General features: G+C 49.3%; 13 protein-coding genes. 5 read left to right on the top strand and 8 right to left on the bottom strand.

The genetic code is table 11. The annotated features are described in order from the left end of the window. Positions 1-295: 295 nt before the first annotated feature. The 3 genes from AC27N8_RS02460 to AC27N8_RS02450 form a co-directional block, all read right to left on the bottom strand. Positions 296-3,256, bottom strand: a complete 2,961-nt coding sequence (locus tag AC27N8_RS02460) for a tetratricopeptide repeat protein (RefSeq protein ID WP_487063603.1) — start codon at positions 3,254-3,256, stop codon at positions 296-298. Between the two features lie 231 nt (positions 3,257-3,487). Continuing rightward, a complete protein-coding gene (locus AC27N8_RS02455) occupies positions 3,488-4,519 on the bottom strand; it encodes an AraC family transcriptional regulator ligand-binding domain-containing protein (RefSeq protein ID WP_487063601.1) in 1,032 nt (343 codons plus the stop codon). A gap of 70 nt (positions 4,520-4,589) precedes the next feature. Beyond that, complete coding sequence (locus AC27N8_RS02450; protein WP_487063599.1) at positions 4,590-5,420, bottom strand: oxidoreductase; 831 nt, start codon at positions 5,418-5,420, stop codon at positions 4,590-4,592. A gap of 418 nt (positions 5,421-5,838) precedes the next feature. Between AC27N8_RS02450 and AC27N8_RS02445 the strand changes: the two genes are divergently transcribed. From AC27N8_RS02445 to fxsT, 4 genes are all read left to right on the top strand, one after another. Then, positions 5,839-6,429 carry a hypothetical protein gene (locus AC27N8_RS02445; RefSeq protein ID WP_487063597.1) on the top strand — a complete coding sequence of 197 codons (591 nt, stop codon included), beginning with the start codon at positions 5,839-5,841 and terminating at the stop codon, positions 6,427-6,429. Positions 6,430-6,709: 280 nt separating this feature from the next. After that, on the top strand, positions 6,710-8,185 hold the full coding sequence (locus AC27N8_RS02440) for a ketol-acid reductoisomerase (RefSeq protein WP_487063595.1): 1,476 nt from the start codon (positions 6,710-6,712) through the stop codon (positions 8,183-8,185). 29 nt (positions 8,186-8,214) lie between these two features. Beyond that, positions 8,215-8,646, top strand: coding sequence for a VOC family protein (locus AC27N8_RS02435; protein ID WP_487063593.1), 432 nt, complete (start codon positions 8,215-8,217; stop codon positions 8,644-8,646). A 339-nt stretch (positions 8,647-8,985) separates the two neighbouring features. After that, the gene (gene fxsT / locus AC27N8_RS02430) at positions 8,986-11,775 is read left to right on the top strand and encodes an FxSxx-COOH system tetratricopeptide repeat protein (RefSeq protein WP_487063591.1); all 2,790 of its coding nucleotides are present in this window, start codon (positions 8,986-8,988) and stop codon (positions 11,773-11,775) included. A gap of 20 nt (positions 11,776-11,795) precedes the next feature. On the opposite strand, the gene AC27N8_RS02425 is transcribed toward fxsT, so the two are convergent. Further along, positions 11,796-14,150, bottom strand: coding sequence for a glycoside hydrolase family 16 protein (locus tag AC27N8_RS02425; RefSeq protein ID WP_487063589.1), 2,355 nt, complete (start codon positions 14,148-14,150; stop codon positions 11,796-11,798). Positions 14,151-14,594: 444 nt separating this feature from the next. Between AC27N8_RS02425 and AC27N8_RS02420 the strand changes: the two genes are divergently transcribed. Beyond that, positions 14,595-15,860: a glycosyltransferase family 39 protein gene (locus tag AC27N8_RS02420; RefSeq protein ID WP_487063587.1), complete on the top strand. Its 1,266-nt coding sequence runs from the start codon at positions 14,595-14,597 to the stop codon at positions 15,858-15,860. Positions 15,861-15,962: 102 nt separating this feature from the next. On the opposite strand, the gene AC27N8_RS02415 is transcribed toward AC27N8_RS02420, so the two are convergent. The 4 genes from AC27N8_RS02415 to AC27N8_RS02400 form a co-directional block, all read right to left on the bottom strand. Continuing rightward, positions 15,963-16,310: a phage holin, LLH family gene (locus AC27N8_RS02415; protein WP_487063585.1), complete on the bottom strand. Its 348-nt coding sequence runs from the start codon at positions 16,308-16,310 to the stop codon at positions 15,963-15,965. 99 nt (positions 16,311-16,409) lie between these two features. Continuing rightward, entirely contained in the window at positions 16,410-18,143 is a 1,734-nt protein-coding gene (locus tag AC27N8_RS02410) for an eCIS core domain-containing protein (RefSeq protein ID WP_487063583.1), read from the bottom strand. 61 nt (positions 18,144-18,204) lie between these two features. Further along, complete coding sequence (locus AC27N8_RS02405; RefSeq protein WP_487063581.1) at positions 18,205-19,242, bottom strand: N-acetylmuramoyl-L-alanine amidase; 1,038 nt, start codon at positions 19,240-19,242, stop codon at positions 18,205-18,207. 202 nt (positions 19,243-19,444) lie between these two features. Continuing rightward, positions 19,445-21,430, bottom strand: a complete 1,986-nt coding sequence (locus tag AC27N8_RS02400) for an eCIS core domain-containing protein (protein ID WP_487063579.1) — start codon at positions 21,428-21,430, stop codon at positions 19,445-19,447. Positions 21,431-21,511 lie beyond the last annotated feature (81 nt).

Here is a 21,511-nt window from a genome sequence, read left to right as displayed (position 1 = left end):
CCGTCAATTAAAGTAGTTATATATTGAATTCCACTTTTCTGTAATGTATAGATGGAATTATTGTTATTATATCAATATAGGTCAAGTTTAGTAGAAAAAAGTCCCTATTCTGTCATTAAGCAAATCACATACCAATTATCAGAGATGGCGATGTCCCCTTATCATATTAACTTTTAGGAGAAAAATATAATTGTGTTGAAGAAGATGCCTACAGTTGCCGTTGAGGGAAGAGGAGCAACGTGTCAAGAGCGAAGGATGAGAAGTACCCTATCTGGAGATCACTACGACTCTATTCCTACAAGGTGTCGCTCTGGAGTGGAGCAGGAGCCTCTGGAGGTAACGATGGCAATAAAGGAGTGAGCTGCAGGCGAGTTGCTTTGGTCCTGGGATGGTCTGGTCCAAGCACCTGTTCATAGATGGTAAGGGCCTGGTGATAGAGCTCAAGCGCTTTCTGGTGGTTTCCCTGTTGCTCCTGAAACGTGGCAAGATCACGCAGCGTCTCTGCTGTATCAGGATGCGTCGCTCCCAATCCTTGTTCTCGAAGCAGCAGGGCTCGTTGGAAGAGAGATCCCGCGTCGTCATACTTGCCAAGCTCTTTGTACAGGTTTGCCAATCCATGAAGTGGATGCGCCACTTGTGGATGCTCGGAACCCAGGCTTTGCTCCCAGATGAGCAGTGCTCGCAGGTAAAGAGGTTCGGCGTCGCCATACTTGCCAAGCTCTCTGTACAGGTCTGCCAATCCATGGAGCGGATAGGCTACATCTGGATGGTCAGGGCCGAGGCTCTGCTCCCTGATTCGCAATACGCGCAGGTAAAGAGGTTCGGCGTCGTCATACTTACCCAGCTCTCTGTACAGGTCTGCCAGATTGGTGAGTGGAAGTGTGACCTGTTGATGGTCAGGGCCGAGGCTCTGCTCCCAGATGCGTATGGCTCGCAGATAGAGAGGTTCAGCGTTTCTATACTTGCCCAGTCCTTGATAGAGGTTTGCCAGGTTGGTGAGTGGATATGCTATCTGGGGATGGTCAGGGCCAAGGCTCTGCTCCCAGATGCGTATGGCCTGCAGGTAGAGAGGTTCGGCGTTTCTATACTTGCCCTGCTCAAAATAGATATTTGCTAATCCACTGAGCGGATATACCACCTGGGGATGGTCAGGACCGAGGCTCTGCTTCCTGATCTGCAACGCTCGCTGGAAGAGAGGTTCGGCGTCACCATACTTGCCCTGTTGAGCGTACAGAGTCGCCAGATTGGTGAGTGGAGTTGCCACCTGGGGATGGTCAGGACCGAGGCTCTGCTCCCAGATGTGTACGGCCCGCAGGTAGAGAGGTTCAGCGTCACCATACTTGCCGAGCTCTCGATAGGTGTTTGCCAATCCATTGAGTGGGGCTGCCACTTGTGGATGATCAGGACCCAGGATCTGTTCCCAGATGCGTAAGGTTTGCTGATAGAGAGGTTCGGCTTCCCCATATCTGCCGAGCTCTCTGTACAGGTTTGCCAATCCATAAAGTGCTTCCGCCACTTGTGAATGGTCAGGATCAAGGCTCTGCTCCCAGATATCTACAGCTCGCAGGTACAGCGATTCCGCGTCGCCATACTTACCCTGCTTGTGGTAAAGCTCAGCCAGATTATTCAAGTTTTTTATGAGTGGCGCTGGCTTGTTCACTCCCATGAGTTCTCGAATGGATAAGGCTTGCAGAAGCAGGGGCTCGGCCAGAAGATAGGAGGCTCGTTCCCTTAGATAACTCCCGGCCCATTCGAGGACATCGGCCGCCTCAGCAAACAAAAAATGATGCTGCTGTATCTGTTTCTCGCACGCCAGTGCTTGCTCCAGGTAACGCTGGCACTGTGACCAGGTAGTGGCGTCACTGCCGTTACCCTCGGGCAAGATTATCTGCACCGCACGGATCATCTGTTCTGCCCATTGCTGCTGCTCCTGAGGGGACATACGCAGCGCTTGTACCAACTGTACGAGGCGATGAATACTGAGCATCTGCTCGTGCGGCAATCGCTTTACGAGCGAAAAACGCAAGAGGTCTTCTAAAATGTGATTCAAATGAATGGGGTTAACGACGGCATCATGGAGCGCTGGGGGCCACTGATCTGCGCCTTCGCTGAGCAGTTCCAGAGGGATATGATCAGGGGCAAGCAAAGCACACAAACGTAAGACATCAGCGGCCGCAGGATTCATCTGTTCAATACGCTGAAAGGAGAGTGACCAGGTGGTCATCACCGACTCGGGATAGTCAGTCGCCTGTATGCCTCGGCGCGCCAGCAACGTATACTGATCCTGCTGATAGAGATGAAGATATTCCTGTATCTGACACCCTGTCTCCTCAAGATAGGCTCCCGCTTGATCAAGTGCCAGAGGAAACTGTCCAAGCATTTGAACCAATGCGCTGGCCTCCCGGCGATCGCGCTCGGAACTCTGGCGCTGTGCTCGTCGTAGCAGGAAATCGACGCATTCCTCGACCTCCATCGTATCAACTCTGATGGAGGTGGCCAGAGAGCCTACTGCTGTGGATCGGGTGGTGAGGAGAACATGTCCATTCCCATGATGCGGAAGATAGGGGACAAGAAAAGAAAGGTCATCGATATTGTCAAAGACCAGCAGCCAGGGCCGTTCAGACTGCTCAAGCCAGCGGATAATAGCCGTGGCAAGACTGTGCTGATCTGTCTGTTTCCGCTCTCGAAAGGCGGGTAAGCGCTCGGCAAGCACCGAGAATTCTGAGAGAAGTGCTTCTTCGTTGGCCGCCGTTATCCAGATAATTGACTGATAGCGGCCCTGAACAGAAGCCCGATATGCATATTCAATCGCGATCTGCGTTTTACCAATACCTCCCAGTCCTGTCAATGCCCAGGCGTGTGTCGAGGCAAAGGAAAACGCGTTCCCTGATTGGTTGACCGATAACGCCTGTTCAAGCCGCATCAATATGTCAGCACGTCCAGTAAAATGAGGATTACGGATATAAGGTACTGTCCAGAGGAGTGTATCCTCAGAGCGCTTATCAGAGAGCAAGGTCACATTTTCTCCATGCTCACTTTGTTGGGGGGAAGGTACTTCCTCCATGTCAAAGCCAAGCTCGTCAGCTTCGAGCCCAAAGAGTTCACAGAGCTTGATGCGGTAATACATACTGGGCTGCTGGCTACCTCGTTCCCAGCGTTTGACTGTGGTTATCGTTGTGTCAAGCTTATCAGCGAGATCGGCCATGCGCCAATTACGCAAGATACGGTGTCGTCGCAACGCTTCATTCCGTGGCATACCACCTCCCAATCAATAGGCATATATATCAAGCCAGGATTTTTATCAGGATTTTTATAAGGAATCGCTTTTTCCCTCACTGTACCAGATCAGCGTTTTATTTGCAATTCAGCTCCAGATAAACAAACATGTCCATTACTCTCTTCGTTGAATCTCGTGATCGCTGTTCTCAATGCAGTCCTATGCTCCTTAAAAAGCCCCAGATGCAGCCACGTGAGTCTGGACAACAAGCTAGAAAAGGCTCCTTTCTCGTGACGGATGCAGGTCTGTCAGGTAGGTCGTACGGTACTCCCCCGGAGTTTGACCCGTCCAGCTCCGAAATGCCCGGAGAAATGAGTTACTATCCTGGAAACCGAGTAAATAGGCAATTTCAGCAAGCGAGATAGAAGAGCGCAACAGGTAGGAATATGCCAGTTCTCGTCTAGTGGCATTTAAGACCTCCTGGTAATTGAATGACTCCTTCGCGAGCCTACGTTGCAGGGACCGCTTGCTCATGCCCAGACGGTTAGCGGCCTCCTCTATCGAACTGCGACCTGCTGGCAGCATTTCTGAGAGCGCACTTCTGACCCGCTCTTGCATGCTGGCCTGGATATCCAGGTCAGACAGTTTCTTTGAGAATCCAGCCTCGAAGAAGCCCCATATAGCGACATTCTCGGTCAGAAACGGATAAGCGGCATCATGAGCGGAAAAGGTCAGGCGATTGGTCGAACCTTGCGAGAGCGGCACACCGAAGAACTCCTGATACGCTCCTGGCTCATCAGGCAATTGTATCAACTCTGCCTGCAATGGCACAATGTGCTTACGCGTTCCCAATCGTGCCAGTTGTGTGAAAAGTATCAGTTCTGCCGCTGCCAGACTGCGAGGAATCAGTTTGGTATTTCCTGCACAGTCGAGCACGGCATTTGTCTGATGCGCCGTGATCTCGACATGAAGGGTCAAGGGACCAATCAACTGTTTGAACTGCGAGAGCCGCTGGAGTGCGGTGTTTAGGTCTGCGCTACAGAGGCTCGCAAAGATCGGCGGATCAAACGCTTCCACAGAAAGGTGCTGGCCGATTTTCAGGGGCAACACATCAATTCCCACTGCTTGCTCCAGGCCGTGCCAGAGGCGGAAGTAGTCAGCCGAACTCAAAGAGGAATCCTTGCGGGCAAACAGGTCGGCGGGCAGCCGCGCAAGCTTCAGAACAAGCGTAGGGCTGGCACCTAGATCCGTGATCATCACTTTCCAGCTTGGCTGTACACTAAAACGGGTAGCCTGCTTCATCGTTTCCTCCTTGAAGGTAGTGTAACATAACCGCCGAGGACATGGAGAGCGGTGGAGATAGGCCAGTCGATTATGACGGCACGCCACTGGCTCGGAGGATGAAGGCATCGAACCAGCGGTTGGGTAGGACATTGTGCAGAAAGATGATAGGTTTGGCACCATATCCGACAGCGTAGCGGGTTCTGGGGTGCCGTGCGGTAACAGCCTTGACAATGGTTGTAGCGATCAGTTTGGGCGGCGATGAGCGACGTTGACCAGTTTCGGAACCGAGTGATGTGGCCACGGCGTTGCCTTGTAAAGCGTAAGGACTGGCGTTGGAGACAGCACGGAGCTTTTCCGCAGCGATGCGCCCCCACGCGGTTTGAATGATGCCGGGTTCGATCACCACGACATTGATATTGAAGGGCTTGAGTTCCATACGCAGGCAGTCGCTGATCGCTTCGAGGGCAAATTTGGTGGCATGATACCAGGAGCCAAGTGGTGTGTAGATCTTGCCACCCATGGAGGTGATATTGACAATGGTGCCCGCACGCTGCTGACGCATCTGAGGCAGGACGAGTTGGGTGAGCCTGGATGCGCCAAAGACATTCACCTCGAATTGAGAGCGGGCTTCAGACAGAGGTACATCTTCCAGTGCTCCGTAAGAACCATAACCAGCGTTGTTGACCAGAATGTCGATGCGGCCTTGCTCTGCCACGATCTGAGAAACGGCAGATTGCACGGATTCCTCATTGGTAACATCCAACACGAGTGGTCGAATCCCATGCTCTTTAAGATGTTGCATCCTCTCAACTCGTCGTGCGCCAGCGTACACTATATACCCTGTTTGGGCGAGAGCCAGGGCAGTTGCTTCACCGATACCGGATGAGCCCCCCGTGACGAGGGCAATGGTTGTCGTCATTATTGTGGCCTCCTTGTGCTTCGTTCTTGCAGAAAAACATCTAGCGACATCATAGAGCACCACATCCCAGGCGTCACTAGCAATTGGCGCCATTTTCTCTGCAATTGACGCCATTGGGAGCGCTGAAGACGACAGAAGAGTGGCAAGTAAGCGATGGAATTTTAATCGTCATTTCAAACGACCTTGAAACGACCCCTGATGATCTATCTAACATGAACCGTCGACGATATCATTAATCTATCTAAAGGATTCGCATTTGGTCAATGTGCGAGGTTCGATTGGAAGAGAAAGCTTCCGGGCATACTGAGAAAACAATTGCCTGTGATTGGCGTGAGGCAATATAAGACGATCTACTCACTTATTTAGGCTTATAAGCGTTAAATAAATGAAAATCGTTCTATGATAGAAAAGAGACTTTATGAAAAAAATTGAACGCACTACTAGCAATGATGTTCCAGCCTCTTCCCAGGCTCAGCGATCGGCAGGTGGCCCTTCTGATGTTCTCCGTCGTCCAGAACTTCGGGGCGACAGAGATAGTCAGAGCCAGCGCGGCTCAAACTCCAGTTCGGACCCCTTTTATTACGATTCCGCCAAACAAGCAGCGCCAGCAAGAGGATCTGAGGCGATTCAGAGAGACCAGCTTAACCGCCGGATGAAGAGCGAACGTCGTTCTGCTTTTATTCCGGATAGTTACGATCCTGCCAGACAAGCAGGAGGATCTGGAAAGATTTATGGAGAAGAGTTTAATCGCCAGAGGCTGGAGGAGCACCGTGCTGCGACACTGAGCCGATTGGAAGGGGACGACCTATCGCCTCTGCAAATTCAAGCGAAATTAAAAGCATTTCATGAGATACAGACTGATACAACTAAGAGGGATTTCGCAAAGATAGATGCCTTGCGAGCGAGGCAGCAAGAGCGAGAAGCTGCACAACAAAACAGTAACAATAGGCAACGATTGGAACAGAGATCACCTGAGCCCCAACCTGAGGGTAGCCGTTTCAGTGATTAGGAGATCGAAGAAGGTTCTGCCACTGCTGTTGATCTCACTTGTTCATGTCTAATTTTTACTTGCCTATGAGATGGGCAGTAAGATGATCGTAAACTGGCCGCAAGAAAAACAGGAGTCTTACTTAGATGATTCTAAAACGACTCAATACGATTTTTCTATTGGTCATAATGAAAGAGTATACTTACTGTAGATTATAGAACTCTTCTTTTGCATATGGCTCGACCTATTGTAAAAGCAAGCGATTATCATACAAAAAACTGAGAAGAAAGTAGTTCACCGAATGGCTATAACATATAATTCAAGCGTATTCCAACTTGAAAAGATTCAGTTAGCGCAGAGTGAAGAGTATATTTTGCGTGGTGGTCGGCATCTTTTCCCATTGCTTCCCAAGGCATTTAAGGAAATTAAGCAGATCGCAATCATTGGGTGGTCATCGCAAGGGCCGGCTCAGGCACAAAATATACGGGACTCATTGCAGGGAACAGATATCAAGGTCGTGGTTGGCCTGCGTGAAGGTTCCAGCTCTTTTGCTCGCGCCGAGCAAGCTGGCTTTACACGCGAGAATGGGACACTGGGTGAGATGTATGCGGTGATCGCCGCTGCCGATATGGTTCTCTTGCTCATTTCTGATGCTGCACAAACAGAAAATTACCAGCACATCTTTGCGTCCCTCAAGCCAGGTGCCACACTAGGTCTCTCACATGGCTTCCTTGTGGGTCACCTCAAAAACGTCGGAGCCACGTTCCCCGAGCATATCAACGTCATTGGCGTCTGCCCCAAGGGAATGGGTCCTTCGGTACGGCGTTTGTACGAGCAGGGACGTGAAGTCAATGGAGCCGGTATTAATTCCAGTGTCGCGGTCGAACAGGATGTTGACGGTCATGCGCTCGATTATGCATTGGGCTGGGCCGTTGCATTAGGATCTCCATTCACCTTCTTTACGACGCTTGAGTCGGAATATCGCTCTGATCTCTTTGGAGAACGAGGTATTCTGTTAGGCGCTATCTACGGCATCGTCGAGAGCACCAATCGCTGGTTTCTTCAGCATGGCGTGTCAAAGGAACAAGCATTCATCCGGTCGACAGAATCGCTCACCGGGCCAATCAGCTCTCTTATCTCAAAGCACGGTATGGTCGCTGTCTATGAGCAGTTGGATGCACAAGGCAAAGAGGCCTTTCAGAAAGCATACTCAGCTGCATACCATCCAGTCTTTGAGATTTTACTGGAAATCTATGATGAGATCTTATCCGGTAATGAGATTCGCAGTGTGATCGACGCCGTTACTCGTCACAAACGTTATCCCATGGGAAAGATTGATGGAACTGAAATGTGGCAGGTTGGTAAGATTGTCCGTGCTCAGCGCGATGACAAGCGTATTCCCATTGATCCTACCACTGCTGGTATCTATATTGCAGCCATCATGGCCCAGGTTGACCTCCTAAAGGAGAAGGGACATCCCTACTCTGAAATTGCCAATGAATCGATCATAGAGGCGGTCGACTCATTGAATCCGTATATGCATCATAAAGGCGTCTCCCATATGGTCGATAACTGCTCGACCACCGCTCGCTTAGGTACACGCAAGTGGGCTCCACGTTTCGACTACATATTGACCCAGCTTGCATTCACGGCATTAGATCACAATATCCCTGCCGACCACGAGATCATCGAAAACTTTTTGCAGAACGATATCCACGAAGTCCTCAGTGTGTGTGCGACGCTACGCCCTTCCGTCGATATCGCAGTACTGGCTTAAACTCATTTGCCGAAGGATGGAGCGTTCCAATGTTTAAATTGATTGATCATGTAGGGATTGTTGTGCAAGATTTAGAAGCTGCCAGAAATTTTTTTCTGGCAGTCGGCTTTACGGTTGTTAGCGGAGGACCACTGCAAGGGCAATGGATCGATGATTTACTACAATTGCCGTCTGTCGATGCAGAATATCTGGCCATTCAGCTTCCTCACACACAAACTCACATTGATCTATTGAAATTCAATCACCCGGAAGGGTCATCGGGTAGTCCTGCTGGGGCGTCTAATCAGTTAGGCATTCGGCATATCTCTTTTGAAGTAAGCGATATAGAAAGCACGGTGGCTGAACTAAAAGGTATGGGGATCTCATTTTTTAGCGATATACAGACATATAGCAATCAAAAAAAGCTGTGCTACTTTACCGGGATCGAAGGCATTATTTTAGAATTAGATGAGTATCTTTGATTCTAGAATAGCATGATCTTTGTGTAATATTATTAGTGTTAAAGGACGTTTATCCTTTGACACTAATAATATGCTTATTACAGATTATCACGCTAAATGAGCGGATTATATTGAAAATTAAGTAATAAATGTTAAAGTATATGAAAAGGATCATTGAGACCTTCAAAAACGATTCTATACCTTCCGTAAATAAATCCATTTAATGAGATTTTGGGATATCCCGTTTCTAAAGCGACCCTTCGTTTCACGGCTATTGCCTTTTACTCCTCAAAGATGTAGTATAGCGGCAGATCATTACACTCTGCTGCTTTCACTACGATGTTACTACCAGGAATAGATATGCCACGAAATGAAGCGTTGCGACGACACCGTATCTTGCACAATTGGCGCATGGCCGACCTCGCTGATCAATTAGGGACGACTACAACCACAATCAAACGCTGGGAACGAGGGACCCAGCAGCCCAGTATGTATTACCGTGTCAAGCTCTGTGAGCTTTTTGACCTCAGTGCTCAGGAGCTTGGCTTTGAAGTTAAGCTTGAGCAGGAAGCTGTGGAACCACAGAATGATCTCGCCGAGCAGGTTGGGATCTGGACCGTTCCCTACATCCGCAATCCCCATTTCACCGGACGCCACGATCTCTTGTTGCTTCTGGAGCAATGGCTCCAGCCTGCAGAGATGGACCAGGTAAGTCGCCAGCGCCAGATACAAGCCCTCACCGGGCTGGGCGGCATCGGCAAGACACAGATTGCGGTTGAATATGCCTACCGCTCGTTCGCGCAAAAACGCTATCATTCGACTTTCTGGATCTCCGCAGCCACCGAAGAAGCTATCTTGATGAGCTTTGCTGCACTGGCTGAGTATTTACCAGATTTACCTTCCCGTGAAGAAACTGATCAGCACAAACAAGTGGCTGCAGTGATTCACTGGCTTGAGCAATCTATCCACCCCTGGTTGCTCATTTTTGACAATGTGGATGATCTTTCCGTGCTCCAGCCCTATCTTCCCAGATGTTGCAACGGAAGTATTCTCCTGACCACGCGGGTGCGAGCGGTGGGCTCGTTTGCTTCTGCCATCGAAGTCGGGGTCATGGATGCGCATGAAGGAACGCGCTTTTTGTTGCAAAGGGGGCAAGGCTCTGACTACGTGTCCACGCATGAGGCGGAGGATGCTCGCGCCCTGGCTCAGACACTTGGGCAACTGCCCCTGGCGCTCGATCAGGCTGGAGCATACATAGAAGAGACAGGATGCAGTGTGCATGAGTATCTTCAGCTTTACCAGGAACATCGTCTCGCGTTGCTAGAACGTCGAGGCGAACAGATCGTCGGGCATCCTGAATCAGTGGCGACGACCTGGTCCCTTTCGTTTCAGCAAATTCAACAGTGCCATCCAGCCGCCGCCGAGTTGTTACGGCTCTGCGCCTATCTCTCTCCCGATCATATCCCAGAAGAGTTGCTCACAGCAGGCGCATCGTGCTGGCCTCCCCTGTTGCAAAAGGCTGTGTCTGATCGCCTCGCCTTTAATCAGCTGTTAGAAGTCTTATTACAATTTTCTCTGGTGAAGCGTTTGACGAAGGATCGCCAGTTGAGCATCCATCGGCTGGTGCAGGCGGTGCAGATGGAGAGCATGAAACCAGGAGAGCAATGCCAGTGGGCTGAGCGGATCGTGCGGGCAGTCAACCAAGTATTTCCGGGTAATCCACGAGATACCGGGTGGTCGCAGTGCCTGCGCTATTTGGAACAGGCCCAGATGTGTACGATGCTGGTCCACAAGTACCATCTTCAGTTTCCGGAGGCAGCAGAACTCCTTGAGCGGATAGGAATATACCTGCATGAGCGGACATCATATAGCCTGGCAGAGCCTCTCTACCAGGAGGCTCTGCATTTCTGGGAACAGCAAGAGGAGCAGGACAATGCTCATATCGTTTCGGTCCTATCCAATCTTGGAGAACTCTGCAAGGCGCAAGGGAGGTATATAGAGGCCGAGTCGCTCTATCTGCGGGCAAATGTGATCTATGAACAAAGTGGGGAACAAGAAAATGGTCAGTTCGCGCTTTTGTTGCTCCGGCTGGCAATCCTCTATCGCTTGCAAGGGAAGTATAGAGAAGCCGAGTTGCTCTTGCAACGCGTGTTATATTTCCGAGAACAACAGTTGGAGCCAGAGCACGCCTATATAGGTTATCCACTCAATAGCCTGGCAAACCTCTATTTTGAACAAGAGAAGTATGCAGAGGCGGAGCAACTCTATCATCGTGTATTGCGCATCTGGGAACAACAGCTGGGACCAGAACATCCTCACGTAGCTATGGTCCTCTCTAATCTCGCCAATCTCTCCTTCAAGCAGGAGCAGTATACCCAGGCTGAGGAGCTTCATCTGCGAGCACAGTATATTAAGGAGCAGCAGTTAGGACCCGAGAATCCCACACTGATCAATTCTCTCCAAGGACTGGCCAACACCTATCAGAAGCAAGGACGGTATGTTCAGGCCGAGTCGCTCTATCGACGAGCGCTCTGTATTGGTGAGCAGCACCTGGGGCTGGAGCATCGCGATCTTTTTGAACCGCTCAACGATCTGGCATCCCTCTTCCTGCAACAAGAACAGTACGCACAAGCCGAGGTGTACTATCAGCGGGCCTTGCATATTCTGCAACAACTGGCGAGGCCAGGACAAGATCACCCCTATATGGTCTCTCCACTCTCTGGCTTGATTCGCATCTACACGGCTCAGGGAAATTGGAGTGAAGTGGAATGCCTTTCCCGGCGAGCCGAGTGTATCCATGAACGACGGGGAGAATACGCGCATCCGCAGATGGTTTATTGCCTCCACAGATGCGCATGCCTGGCTGCCCGGCAGGGGAAAGAGGCAGAAGCGGATGCTCTCTACCAGCGAGCACTTCAACTCTGCCAGGAGGTATTGGGAGCTGAAGATTGTGAGACCGCCGCGATTCTCTCCGATTTTGCCGAATTTCAGCAAGCTCGTGACTCTATCCTAGAAGCGATTGATCTCTCTCAACGTGCGTTGACGATTTACGAACGCGTGCTTGGAAAAGAGCATGAGCACACATGTACTATACTTACCCGCCTGGATAGCTTGCAATATCGCTCGATCCATCAGACAAAGCAAGCTTGAGAGACAAGCCTTACACGGCTTTAGTTACACGTAAATGCGGCCGTATTAACCGCGTAGTTTTGATCAGCAGCATTGTTGGGTGAGACGATCAGGTAATGAATCGGCTCAGGATCAGTCGCTTTGCTATATATAGTTGGTGGGACCTTGATATTGATCGCACAACTATTAGAGATATTACCGGTCCAAAGATCAATATGGTCCTGATGGCCTCGATCCAGGTCTTGCTGACAGGCTGCACAGGTATCTTCTGCATAGAAGTACTTTTCCAATTCAGGGATATAGATGATATTTCCTTGCTTGAATGTATGGCTATGCTGGGCGATAGCAAAGGTAATGGGATTTTTATAAGTTCCCGTTCCATGTGCATGCTTGTAATTATCGTATCCTGGTGGATCGTTACTCGCTGCGTTATACCAGGTATGTGTATCCGTTGGAAGTGTCTTGAACAGAGCCAGCGGCAGTGTTTTACTTTGCCCAGATGTCTCTCCCCCACCCGCAGGGACTTGATCTGATGGTGTTATCGTGGCAGACCTCAGGGTGGATAAAGAAGAAGTAATTACCACTGTGATTACGTGATCAATATAGGTATCTCGCAACTTCTTATCTGTGATGGCAGTGATAGTATTATATGCCTGTTGCGCTTTTTGTCCACTGTCGCTGGCTTGATGCGCCTGGAGATATGCTTTGATTTGGCTGTTATACTCATTTTCCACTATATTGACAGCATCAGTATATGCTGTCGATGGTTTTTTACCATTAGCTGTCTGTTCAGCATAGAGAATATCAACCAGAGTACCTGTGCCAAGACAACCGTAATACGCCTGCGTCAGCGTCGATGTGGATGATACGATATCGCAATTCGCACCATCTTTAGTATATGTCTTACTTTGGACGCTTGGCTTAAGATCTGTTTGGATCGCTCGAACTTCCATCTCATCTTGTTTCAAGAAATTAGCGATGAGCATAATTGTCGTATCGCTTTTTTCGGCATTCACATACGTTGCTTTTTGTGTGGATAGATCAACACTATACGTGACTAATGCCTCTTGCAAAAAAGGATTACTCTTCCACGTATTGATTGCATTTTGCTCTCTCCCTTTTTGGGCGGGATCGGTGCTAAGATGAGATTGAAAATATGTTGTGAGGGCATCTTCAACCTGTCTGATATCTCCTGCGGGCAGATTGTTGATATCAGTTCCTCGATCTGCTGGATGCGTGAGAACAACCAGATTGGTGGTCGGCCAATTTTTTTGTTGCTCCACCTCAGACGTACTCGTAGATGCATACGTTAATTTCGATGCTTGCAGATAGCCCTTTAGTTGGGGAATGAGTATCTGACAATCATTATACTGGGCAGCAGAGCCCGTTTGGAGGCTATTGGTTGGTACCTGATAAAAGGTGCGGCAAAAATCCGTCGCAGTGTCTCCATGCGTTGCCGTTCCTGACAATGTGGGAGTGGCTGATGGCTCAGGAGGAGCCGAGCCAGATGTACTATAGGCTCGCACGTAGTCAACTTTCATGGCCGCGCCTGACTGCGTTGATGATGTGGCGTTTCCTGGCCAGGAACCACCGATTGCTACATTTAGAATGATGAAAAAGCTATGATCAACGGCCTTCTTCCACGTCGTTGCATCCATCCCAGATGTATCCGAAGACACATGCCAGAACTCTTTACCGTCGAGATACCAGTGTATTTGCTCTGGTGAGGTACTACGATCAACGATGACCGTATAGGTGTGAAAATCAGCCTGACAGGTTGAGACAGTGCAGGGTGTGTGACCGCCAATGCCACCCTTTTCATGACAGGGACCACCAGATGCAATCCCACAGTGCAGCGTTCCATATTCCATGTTGGTGCCATTGGTATTTTCCATCACATCAATCTCACCAAACTTCGGCCAGGTTTCTCCACTGCGCTTATCTGCTCCCTCCATCCAGAATGCTGGCCAATAACCCTGGGCAGCCGCCCCTGACACATCTGGTAATTGAATAGAGGCAGTCACTTGTAACTCCCCGCCAACCGGGGCGGCAAGACTATCATTGGTCGTTTCAATGCGTCCAGAGGTCCAGCCATTATCATGAATAGCTTTAATTACAAGGTGGCCCGTACCATCTTGATAGATATTGCGTGTACTGTTGGTATCCTCTTCTTGCTGCTTGTTTCCCCAACCAGTCCCCAGATCAAATTTCCACTGAGAACTATCTACCGGGCTATTTGATATACCATTGAATTCGTCTCCCCATATTTGCTTCCAGGAGGCTGGATTCGCCGCTTGTGTCGAGGGGATTTTCCATTTTACGACGGCGGCAAGAATACCCGCAAGAATAATGAAGCTTGCTAATAGCACAAGAGCAAGCTTGTATGAAATTTTCAATACATTTCTCCATAAAATTCATGAACCGTAGAAAGAAGATAAAATTCCTACGCGAAGAAAAGAGTTGCCATAGTAGGAAAGCTAAATAAAAAAAGTGTGATACTCATGGAACAAAAAGTGCTCACAGTTCCTAAAGACCTAAAAAGAGCATACATTGATGCCTTCTGTTTTCATAGGTCGGCAGGGATCGTTAGAGGGTCGTTTTGAGCTTGACCCATGCTTCTCCCTTCGTTCATCATCTAGTAATCTTAATAAAACGACCCCTTGACGATCCTCAACGATCTTTCAGCCTGCTTGCGCTAGAAGTACACTTTGGAAAGTCATACTTTTACCTTTTTTTGTATCGATAGATTCGTAAGCGCATTCTCGCCTGTCTGTATCAAGTGTTGATACGTGCACATGTCTATAAATATCAATATTTTCTAATTAAGAGTGAGGTTTATTATGAGTACCGAGAAAATTACTGCTGCGCCAATTGATGAAATGCCGGTAGCCGTTTCATTATCTCCACCTGCCAATGTTGATGATGAGCATACTACAGAGCGTGAAATGGAGGCCGCCTGGAAAGTGTGGCTGCGGGCGACCAAAACGATTCTGCCAGTCTATCTGGCTATTCATCTGTCAGCTCTGGTGTGCAGTTGTCTGGTAAAGCTTTTTACTGTGGGTGATTATTCGACACGGAACTTTCCTATCAATACTATCTGGCAGCAGTGGAATCAATGGGATACGATGCACTTTATCTATATTGCGAATAATGGCTATTCCTTTCGCCGTACAGCATTTTTCCCTCTCTATCCTATCTTGATACGGATTGGCACGTTTTTTACTCATGGGAATGCTTTGATCTCTGGCCTGCTGATCAGTAACATCGCGGGTCTGGTGATGCTGGTGGTTCTGTACCAGCTGGTGGCTGAGGATTTCGGGGTAGAGCAAGCCCGCCGCGCTGTGTATTATATCTCTATATTTCCATCTGCTTTGTTCTTGATTGCGGCCTACAACGAATCTTTATATCTGTGTCTGGCTCTGCTCTTTTTCTATGCGATACGGCATCAATCCTGGTGGCTGGCTGGTATCGTGGGCTTTTTGGCTATGTTGTCTCGTTCCGCCAGTATTCTACTGATTCTGCCATTTCTGTATGAATATTGCAGGCAGCGTCAATTTCGGGTGCGCGAAATACGTGTCAATATCCTTGCTATCGTCTTGATTCCTGTCGCGTTGGCGCTTTATGCATGGTATTGTTATCATCGTTTCGGAGATCCGCTGGCTTTTTCGGATACACAAAAATACTGGAGTCGCTTTTTATCTGTTCCCGGCTATAATCTGCTGCTGGCTCTTAAGACGATTAAGCATAGCCCTGGTTTGTTAAGTTTCGCCTCGCTCCGTACCTGGTTGGATTTCATTCCTGACGTTATAGCCTTCGTCGCACTTATGCTCTTTCTGGTTGGGCCGTGGCGTTTGCGACGCTCCCAGATGGTGTATGTGATCTATGGGTTGAGTGTCTATATTTACGCGCAGATCTATCCTGTGATCGGGACCGGCCAGATGCCATTGGAGGCTCTGTCTCGATATATACTGGAGGTCTTCCCCGTCTTTATTATGCTGGCTATTCTGGGAAAAAATCAGATGCTTCATTACAGCTATGTCTTTCTCTCCAGTGGACTCTTCTTCTTTCTGTTGGCGCAGTTCTTGCTTGGCCACTGGGTCATCTAAACTTTTTCCTATGAAAAGGGGTTGAGGAAGAGGAGTGCTGAAAGCTCCTACCTTCAAAGCGAAGGTAGGAGCTTCTGTGTTCTCATTGTGTATTGGTCACAACTATTTGATTTGGGCGGCGACAGGTGTTGGAGACTCAGTGATATCAACGATTTTCAAAGCGTGAACGGCTGCCTCAAGCAGGGTATTTAAGGTCGTTGGAGTGACTGAGACTCCCGCGTCCTTGAGTAGCTGCGAGATAAGCACTTCGGCTTGTTTTTTCTTATCGGTTCCAGGCATCCCTGCAGCGGTCTGTTCAACGGCAGTGACGACCTCTCCGATGATCTCCTTGGCGGTGTCGCGTTGTGCGGCTGGCAGTTTCGTGAATAGATGTTTTGCGGCTACGGCGACAATTCCACTGACCACTGGGAACACTAAAATGACGATTTGTGTAATGGTATCTGCTGACATGGTATTACCTCCTTCATAATGGTGTGTAGTAAATTCTATGTGTTTTAATATGGGTAATTATTTTCCACATAGGTAAAATTCTTATAATCTAATGCAATCTTATTGTTTGGATGTAATGACGGACATTAGAAACGAGTCAAGTATAGCAATTTCTGCCTCATTCATCTTTGCCGCACCTGTAGAGAATAAAACTGTATGTATTGCTTCATCTCTTTTAGTCCTGTTGTACAATGTGAATGTTTCTCCTGAATCCTTAATTGGAAGCATTATGGAAGGATATGGCTTATCTAACCAGAGTGGACCAGTTACAATCGAGCCGCCCACCCCTATCGTTCCTGCGCCTGGACCACTCACGTCAATTTCTTTCGCATTGTTTCCAAAGCCAGAGAAAGAGAGGTATGCCTGGGTATAACTTACAAACATGCTTGCGCCAAAGTTTACATACCTAACCCAATTGCCATCAAAATCTTCGAAGTCTACTGGGGCGTCTGTTGAGAATCCTGTAGCGCTTCCCAAAGATATACCAGTACCTATAGACGCTTTTGGACCACCACCAAAGGCAAAGACCTTTCCTGTCATAGTCTGTTCCGATGTATCATTTGTTAGTGTTAGAAAGATCAAGTTTCCGGCAAAGCCCAATGCTCCTCCAGCTGTTTGATCGATGCTTACATGCCAGAACCTGGACTCTGTTGGCCGTTTAAGTAACGGTCGTGAAGCGCTAGCCTGGCCTTCAATAAACTGGCGTGAGTCGATGATCACATTGACTCTTCGTCGTTGTGGGGCATTATCGAAGCGGTCTCCTTTTGCCTCCAAGCGTGTATCGCTGCTCCCTCTGGCCTCAGTAGCAACTCCAACTGTATCATCTTGCTCTTCGTCTATAGCATCAATGTCTACGCTTGCCCCTGCAATCATATGTTGAGCCAGCAGTTTTTCAACCTCTGCACGAACAGCGTCAGCACGTTGTTGTGAGAGTTCGAAATTGCGATGATCTGCATCAGCAGTATTGTGGGCACCGCGCCATCGTGGGCTGGCATGAGCGATAATCCGCACACGAAAGCTCGGCACATGTGCTGTCTCTTCATGACCTGATTTCGTTTGAGGAGGAGCAGGCGTTGGAGATGGTGCTGGTACAGATGGGCTTCGTTGTACCATGGACGCAGCTTCTCCAGAGACAGAGCCATGCTGTTGAACGACATGTACTAGCTCATGTGCGAGCAACGCCCTGCCACTCTGTTCATGAGGTGCATATTGTCCTGCACCAAACACGATAGCTTGATCCACTGTATAAGCAAGGGCATTCATCTCCTTTGCTGATTGTTCAGCAAGTGCACTGGTATGCACTTGCACGTGGCTGAAATCATATCCAAAGCGTGGCTGCATAAAAGCGAGCGTCTCTGCATCGAGAGGTTGACCAGGCGAAGCCAATACGTCGTTGACGCTAGATGGAGCTTCACCTGACCCTTTGTTGCCTGTGTCGACACGCTTCATCTGTACCTGCTCCGTTTGTTCAGCTTGACAATCAGAACAGGTGCCTCCACAGGTGCATGTACGCTGGAGTTGTAGATCGGGCATGCGCATAACCTGTTCGGCGATGTGATCCGCCTCCTGCTCATACACATCTCCTGGCTGATTGATGGTCAGTTTCGTCTGCAACACTCCGGGATCTGCATGGGTCTCGACCATCCGTTGCACCGCTTGATTCCCAATTGTGTGCTGCAAATGGTGCAGAGGGTGCTCACGCTGTCCCGACTCACCTGTCGTCGGGTGAGGTCGGGCAGCGTTTACGAATAGAGGTTTCTGCATGGACTGATCTTTTTTGTGTATCTTATGCATACATACTCTTTTATGGCTAGCTAATCCATGTGATGAACTATTCAACACCGTGACATTAAGATTAGACTTTCGCCGTTTGCTCAATAAGATTCAGCTTATTCATCAGTGTCTCGATTGTTTGAGCGGCGGCTGTCGCTTGTAATTGCTTGACCTGCGTCTCCAGAGCGGCGACCTGTGATTGCAGCGGACTGAGCAATGGAGCGGCTCGACGGGCTAATACTTCTCCACCTTCGATGTGTGCTGGATAGACGCGTTTTTCTGGCTGCTGGCTATCGACGGGGGGATGGTCGTAAACTTTGTTAGGATCATAGCGGTTGGTGCAGCGCTCGTAGTCGACATCAACGACCTCTGGATGATGTTCTTTATCGACATGGATCTCTGCAGTCAGTGGGAGACCATGTGTAGAGACTCCACCGTTCCAGCGGAAGTATGTCAGATGCGCTCCGCCTAAAACGACTCCATTTTGTTTGCACTTCCAGGCATCGTCTCTGCCCGGAGCGACGCTCGTAAACCATGTCGATTGCTCTGCCAACGAGAGAAAATGATACATTTCTGTTGTTCCTTTCAAGTAGGCCCATAAATCATCCCAGGGATAATTTCCGGGACAGCGGGCGCGTGATTGAGGGTCAAGACTAAAGTGTCCGGCGATGCCACCATTGGCGTCAGCAGGCCTCATTGGGATCTGCCAGCGCTGGCAGAGGTCGTGGATGAGCTGAAAACTGGCTTGTTTTTGAGCCTGAGGTACCGGTGTACTGTTGTCAGTGGTAGGATCAACGTGTTCAATGGAGAACGTTACCAGATTCAGGTTGATGTCTGTGGGCCAGAATGCATCATGACCGGCTTCCAGCAGCCCATTGCCGCCGGCTCCGTCTGTCTCACGTACGCACTGGACGACGGTCCCATCGAGGCCAACCACGTAATGGACACTGGTTCTGGCAAATGTCCCATCTGCTTGTGGTGCGCCAGCTTGAAAGTAGCTGGCGACGTCTTGTGCTGTATGAAAGCCTGCCGTTTTGTGTAGGACCAGCCAGCGGCGAGTCTGTCCCTCACTGTCAGAAAAGACAACCTCGTCAGGCACCAGCATTTGTATGATATTCATTCCTTCTTCCTTTGAGATTCCTTCGAAGTATTTGCACTTCTCTTCGATAGATGTATTTACTATTGAGTATATAAGAATAGAAAGAAGAAGACATCTGTAAAATTACCTGCTTTCATTATCTATCGCTGGTAATTATGTTGTATGCTATTATTTGCAAAATCTGGTATTTTTACCAGATCATTGCAATCTTCTTTCACCAGGTTTAGCGATTACGATAAGCTGCAACGCCTAGCAAGCCCTGCGTACGTATGTTTGCGTTGATGATGCCCAGGTCATTCTCGAGTAGTTCCACGTGCTCTTTGAGTTGCACATCGAGATCCTGGACGAGCTCTAAGATCTGTTCGAAATCCTGGTAAGCCATAAAGAGATCTTCCATAGTCACTTTAGGCATCAGGGGGACCATTTCAGCAATCGCCAGCGAGGCCAGCATCTCATCACTTGCCATGACAGACTTGATAAGTTTGACTCCGAGTCGCCCATTTGTGACTATCTCATTCACCATGCTACTCAGTTGCCGTGAATAATCCAATTGGGTGGATACTGTGGTATAGGCATCTATGCAGAAATCCGAAAACTCATCGCTACCGGCCCCGGTCTGTGACTCCAAATCAAGCACAATTGCGTCGTTAAACATCTCCTCGAGTATCTGATGTTGACCGGCGTAGTCCTTGATAAGCGTATTGGCTGCATTGCGGATCTCTCTGGCAGACCTTACCTGCTCACTGAAAATCCAGCCATCTCCCGCAAGCTTCGAGAGGGTCTGGTTCATCTTTTGTAGTGCGTTCATTAACTCAAGTGCCGCGCTGATTGGAATCGCCACGGCTTTTGAGATAGTGGCAATACTGCTGATAATCTTGAGTCCCCTTGTGCGAAGGTTCCCTATTTTCGCCCGGACTTTGGCGAGATCTGGCTCAGGTCCGCCATGTTCTGTGGTACTTCTCAATTTCGGGGGGAGCTTTTTAGCGGACTCCCCCACTTTCGGGGTAATGGGCTTCTGCTCCTCGTCGCCAGATTTTACCTCTGGCGTGCTCTTTTTATTCTGGGTGGACTTTGGAGTTGCGCTCTTCCCACTGGGATCTGATGCACCTCCGGTCCCACCGCCGCCTCCCGGGGGGACTGATCCACGAGGTGGTCCTCCTGTCGAAGAAGCAGGGGTAAGTTTGAGGACCAGGCGAAAGTACTTAATTGGAATTGCATCTTTTGTGACAAATTCGGAATAAGCTCCTCGTGTTCCAGTGTTTCTAAAATGCTTTTCAAAGTATGCAAGATCAATCTTTAATTCGTATTTGTTAATGAGTTTACTATGGATCGGAGTACCCGTGTATTTTGTCACTTCCGCTTGTGTCGTAGCGATGTCACAGTCTGTGAGCCTTGGATAGCCAGGAGGTGAATTAAATGTTGCTCTTCCTTCAAGATCTCCATAATGGTACAAGACAACCGTTTCAGAAGTAGATGCAGATGCTCCAAGTACCTCCGTATTGGTCGGTGGTTCATCAGTACCTGCTGGCGAGCGTTGTATCATGTGAGCTTGTGAACCGGATTGCTGTACGACATGGGTCAGTTCGTGAGCAAGCAAGCTCCGTCCTTCACCTGTTTCAGGTGCGTGCCATCCCTTACCAAAAACCATGTCATGTCCAACAGTATAAGCACGAGCATTCACGTCCCGCGCTGATTGCTCGGCTGCTGTATCTGAATGCACGCGGACTGCGGAAAAGTCGTGACCAAAGCGTGGCTCCATAAAGGCCCGCGTTGTTGGATCGAGTGGTTGACCGGGCGAGCGCAAGACCTCGTTAACACTGGGCGGCGCAGTGGACTGTCCGGAGCCGCTGGCCTGGATGCTTTTCATTTGCAGATGGGTGTGTTCGTGCTCATCCTGTTCTCCCTGGCATTTTGAGCATGTTCCTCCGCAGGCACACGTGCGCTGTAATTGAGACTCGGGCATGCTCATAACCTGTTCGGCGACGTGATCCGCTTCCTGCTCATATACATCTCCTGGCTGATTGATGGTCAGTTTCGTCTGTAGCACTCCTGTTGCTGCATGAGCCTGCACCATCCGCTGCACAGCTTGATTGCCGAGCGTGCGCTGCAAGCGTTGGAGTGGATGTTCATGCCGATCCGGTCCACGTGTTGCCTGCTGAGGCTGAGCGGTGGATGACGGGCCTGGTGCCTGATGATGCATTTGTGTCATAGTTGGCAAGTCCTCCTTGCTTCACTCTCTGGTTGTATCGGTATGGCGAGCGTCTCTCCCAACCGGGAGAGACGCTCGCGT

This window comes from Dictyobacter sp. Z7_2 (assembly GCF_057551105.1).
The sequence above is the reverse complement of the archived record's forward strand: the minus strand, read 5'-3'. Positions and strand labels throughout refer to the sequence as shown.